The organism is Mesorhizobium sp. M7A.F.Ca.CA.003.01.2.1 (assembly GCF_003998945.1).
GTDB classification, from domain to species: Bacteria; Pseudomonadota; Alphaproteobacteria; order Rhizobiales; family Rhizobiaceae; genus Mesorhizobium; species Mesorhizobium ciceri.
The window spans coordinates 1-5,013 of sequence record NZ_RZRA01000371.1; the positions used below are offsets into that span (position 1 = coordinate 1).

Here is a 5,013-nt window from a genome sequence, read left to right on the forward strand (position 1 = left end):
CTTCTGGGCCTTCGACCAGCGTATAAGCCCCGGCATCAAGGAGTTCGTCTACCTCGTCGTGTTCGTCGCGCAGCTGCTGTGCGGCCTTGCCACGGTGACGTCTGCCTCGCGCATGATCTTCGCCTTCTCGCGTGACGGCGGCCTGCCGGGTTCGGCGGCACTCGCCAAGGTCAGCCCGACCTACCGCACGCCGGTGGCGGCGATCTGGACGGCTTCGATCCTGTCGGTGCTGTTCGTCTGGGGTTCGACGCTGGTTTCGGTCGCAGGCACTTCGGCCTACACCATCGTGGTTTCCTGCACCGTCATCTTCCTGTTCCTCTCCTTCACCGTGCCGATCGTGCTCGGCATGCTCGCCTGGGGCACGCCGAAGTGGGACAAGATGGGTCCCTGGAACATGGGGCGCGGCGTGTTCATGCTGTTCGCCTTCCTGTCGATCGTCTCAATGATCCTGATCTTCATCATCGGCATCCAGCCGCCGAACGATTGGGCGCTCTACATCACCGTCGGCTTCTTCATCCTGACGGCAGTCGTCTGGTTCGGCTTCGAGAAGCGCCGCTTCCAGGGGCCGCCGCTCGGCGACATCATTGCGGCGCGTCAGGCGGCCATCAAGGCGGCCGAACAGGCAGTCGGCGAAACCGGCCACTGACCTCCACCATCATGGCCATGGCCGGCATCGTGCCGGCCATGGTTTCGTTCAACTCATTCAAAGCCCAAGCGCTGGAGTGCCAAAGGAATGGCCGGAAATTTCTCGTTCGATCAGTTGAAGAAAGCGGTCTCCAGCGGTGAGATCGACACCGTGCTGGCCTGCATCGTCGACATGCAGGGACGGCTGGCGGGAAAACGCTTCCTGGCGCAGTACTTCGTCGATTCCGCGCATGACGAAACGCATGGATGCAATTATCTGCTGGCCGCCGACATCGATATGGAGCCGGTGCCGGGTTACAAGGCGGCGAGTTGGTCGAAGGGCTATGGCGATTTCGTCATGAAGCCGGATCTCGCCACGCTGCGGCGCATTCCCTGGCTGGAAAAGACCGCGCTCGTGATCTGCGACGTGCTCGACCACCACACGCATGACGACCTGCCGCATTCGCCGCGCGCCATCTTGAAGAAGCAGGTCAAGCGGCTGAGCGAGCGCGGCTATATCGGCTATTTCGCATCCGAGCTCGAATTCTATCTGTTCAACGAGACCTACGATTCGGCCCGCAAGAAGCACTGGCAAGGTCTCGACACCGCATCGCCCTATATCGGCGACTACCAGATCGGCATCACCACCAAGGAAGAAGGCGTCATGCGCCGGCTTCGCAACGAAATGGAAGCGGCCGGCATTCCGATCGAGAATTCCAAGGGCGAGTGGGGTCCGGGCCAGGAAGAGATCAATGTGCGCTATGCCGAGGCGCTCGACATGGCCGACCGCCACGTCATCCTGAAGAACGGCGCCAAGGAAATCGCCGAGTCCGAGGGCAAGGCGATTTCGTTCATGTCCAAGTATAATTACGGGCTCGCCGGCAATTCCAGCCACATCCACAATTCGCTGTGGAGCGCCGACGGCAAGACACCGCTGTTCTTCGACAAAAAGGCCGACTGGACGCTGTCGACACTCGGCCAGCAATGGGCCGCCGGCCAGCTCAAATACGCCAAGGAATTCACCTGGTTCCTGGCGCCCTATATCAACTCCTACAAGCGCTTCCAGGCCGGCACCTTCGCGCCGACCAAGATCATGTGGAGCGAAGACAACCGCACCGCAGGCTTCCGCCTGTGCGGCGAGGGCACCAAGGGCATCCGCATGGAATGCCGCATCGGTGGCGCCGACCTCAACCCGTATCTTGCTTTCGCAGCCCTGATCGCCGCCGGCCTTGCCGGCATCGACGAAAAGCTGGAATTGCAGAAGCCGTTCGTCGGCGATGCCTATCAGGCATCTCGCCTGCCGGAGATTCCGAAGACGCTGCGCGATGCCACCGACACGCTGGCGAAGTCGAAGATGCTCAAGCAGGCGCTCGGCGAGGATGTGCTCGAACACTATGTCCACACCGCAAAGTGGGAGCAGTTCGAATACGACCGCCGGATTACGGATTGGGAACTGCACAGAGGTTTCGAGCGGTATTAGGTATCGGCGGTTCGTCGGCGCCACCCCTTCACTCTTAGCCTTTCCCCGTGGGGAGAGGCTGTCGGCAGGCAGATGAGGGGCAGCGCCAGGCCACACGATTTTGTTGTAGAATACGAGGACTTACAAAATGACCGAGACGGTCAAACTCATTACCCCCGTCGATGGCTCGATCTATGCCGAGCGGCCGATTGCTACAGACCAGGCGATCAACGCCGCAGTGGAACGCGCCAAGGCGGCGCAAGAGAAGTGGGCTGAGACACCTATCGTCGAGCGCGGCAAGTACATGTTGGCTATGCTGGAAGCGCTGGTCGCGATGACCGACGAGATCGTGCCGGAAATCGCCTGGCAGATGGGGCGGCCCGTGCGCTATGGCGGCGAATTCGGCGGCGTCAGGGAACGCACCAACTACATGGTCGAGATCGCCGAGCAGGCGCTCAAATCGGTGCCGGCCTCCAACCCCAAGGACGGTTTCCGCCGCTATGTGAAGAAAGACCCGCTCGGCGTCGTCATGGTGATCGCGCCGTGGAATTATCCCTATCTGACCGCCGTCAACACCATCGTGCCGGCGCTGATGGCCGGCAACACCGTGATCCTGAAGCATGCGGCGCAGACGCTGCTGGTCGGCGAGCGCTTTCAGCAGGCTTTCGACAAGATCGGCCTGCCCAAGGGCGTGTTCCAGAATGTCGTGCTGAACCACGCCCAGACCGAAAGGCTGCTCGGCTCGGGCAAGATCGACCACGTCAATTTCACCGGTTCGGTCGGCGGCGGCCGCGCCATCGAAAAGGCGGCGGCGGGCACCTTCATGACGCTCGGCCTCGAGCTTGGCGGCAAGGATCCGGCCTATGTGCTGCCCGACGCCAAGATGGACCATGCGGTCGCCAATCTGGTCGACGGCGCCTTCTACAATTCCGGCCAGTGCTGCTGCGGCATCGAACGCGTTTATGTGCACGAGAAGGTCTATGACGAATTCGTCGAAGGCTTCATCGCCGAGACAAAGAACTATGTCGTCGGCAATCCGCTCGATCAGGCGACGACGATGGGACCGATGGCGCAGGCGCGCTTTGCTGACCTGATCCGTGAACAGAAGGCGGAAGCGCTGCGCAAGGGTGCCAAGGCGCACATCAACATGAAGGTGGCTAACGACAAGGCTGGTTCGCCTTATCTGGCACCTGAGGTGCTGACAGAAGTCGATCATCAGATGAGCGTCATGCGCGAGGAAAGCTTTGGCCCGATCGTCGGCATCATGAAGGTGCGCAACGACGAAGAGGCGATCGCGCTGATGAACGACAGTCCCTACGGGCTGACCGCTTCGATCTGGACGCGCGATACCGAGCATGCCGTGGCGATCGGCAACCGCGTCGAGACCGGCACGGTGTTCATGAACCGCTGCGACTACCTCGACCCGGCCTTGGTCTGGACCGGCGTCAAGGACACCGGCAAGGGTGCGGGCTTGTCGGCCATCGGCTACGACAATCTGACCCGGCCGAAATCATTCCATCTGCGCGAAGCCATCTGATTTATTGAAAGACAAAAATGTCCAAGCTGATCTCCAAATGGAACTACCCCACCACCGTCCGCTTCGGCGCCGGCCGCATCAAGGAATTGCCTGAGGTGCTGGCGGCCACCGGCATCAAGCGGCCGTTGTTCGTCACCGACCCTGGACTGGCGAAACTGCCGGTCGTCGCCTCGACGCTGAAGATACTCGACGACGCCAAGGTTCCTTACGGCGTCTTCTCCGAGGTCAGGCCTAACCCGGTCGAGTCCAATCTGACCGCCGGCATCGCCGTGTTCAAGAAGGGCAAACATGACGGCGTCATCGCCTTCGGCGGCGGTTCGGCGCTCGATCTCGGCAAGCTGATCGCCTTCCAGGTCGGGCAGGTCAGGCCGGTATGGGATTTCGAGGATGTCGACGACTGGTGGACGCGCGCCAATTCGGACGCCATCGCGCCGATCATCGCCGTGCCGACCACCGCCGGGACCGGATCGGAAGTTGGCCGCGCCGGCGTTATCACCAATGAGGCGACGCACACCAAGAAGGTCATCTTCCATCCGAAACTTTTGCCAGCAATCGTTATTGCCGATCCGGAGCTGTCGGTCGGCATGCCCGGCTTCATCACCGCCGGCACCGGCATGGATGCGCTCGCCCACTGTCTCGAGGCCTATTGCGCGCCGGGCTATCATCCGATGGCCGACGGCATCGCCGTCGAAGGTGTGAGGCTGGTCTTCGAGAACCTGCCGAAGGCCTATGCCAACGGCAGGGATCTCGTCGCGCGCGCCCACATGATGAGCGCCGCCGCCATGGGCGCCACTGCCTTCCAGAAGGGGCTCGGCGCCATCCATTCGCTGTCGCATCCGGTCGGTGCGCTCTATGACACCCATCACGGCATGACCAATGCGGTGTTCATGCCCTATGTGCTCGCCTTCAACCGTGACTCCATCGAGGAGCGTATCGGCCGGCTCGCCGCCTATTGCGGCATCAAGGGCGGCTTCGACGGGTTCGCCAAGGCGATTATCAAGCTGCGCAAGGAATTGAAGGTGCCGCATGCGCTGCCGGGCCTTATCAAGGGGCTCGACATGGACAAGAAGCGCAAGGCGCTGATCGCCGACATGGCGGTGGTCGATCCGACCGCCGGCGGTAACCCGGTCAAGCTGACCAAGAAGGCGGCGCTGACCTTGCTCGAAAACGCCATTGCCGGCACGGTCTGAGGCGTTTTCCGCGCCGCAAAGTGATCTGAAAAGGGGCTATGAAAACAAGGGGGAGGATGACGGGCAAGGCACAAACTAGTTAGCCGGAAAAAGAATCGCGGAGCGATTGCTACATCAGGTTAAAAAGAGTTTACTTTTTCGCACTGCGAGCAGCCGCTTTCACAAAGCTTTCATCTGGCTGTCACATGAAAACGATACCGCAT

Annotated in this window: 4 protein-coding genes; all 4 read left to right on the forward strand. The window is 61.3% G+C overall.

Features of this window, described 5'->3' with window-relative positions; genetic code table 11:
- On the forward strand, positions 1 to 646 hold a 646-nt coding region (locus EN969_RS16305; protein ID WP_127419244.1), incomplete at its 5' end, for an amino acid permease.
- A gap of 87 nt (positions 647 to 733) precedes the next feature.
- Positions 734 to 2,104, forward strand: a complete 1,371-nt coding sequence (locus EN969_RS16310; protein ID WP_013529682.1) for a glutamine synthetase family protein — start codon at positions 734 to 736, stop codon at positions 2,102 to 2,104.
- A gap of 127 nt (positions 2,105 to 2,231) precedes the next feature.
- Positions 2,232 to 3,620 (forward strand): aldehyde dehydrogenase family protein, encoded by a 1,389-nt coding sequence (locus EN969_RS16315; protein WP_063168962.1) that lies wholly within the window; start codon positions 2,232 to 2,234, stop codon positions 3,618 to 3,620.
- Between the two features lie 17 nt (positions 3,621 to 3,637).
- The gene (locus EN969_RS16320) at positions 3,638 to 4,810 is read left to right on the forward strand and encodes an iron-containing alcohol dehydrogenase (protein ID WP_063168961.1); all 1,173 of its coding nucleotides are present in this window, start codon (positions 3,638 to 3,640) and stop codon (positions 4,808 to 4,810) included.
- Positions 4,811 to 5,013 lie beyond the last annotated feature (203 nt).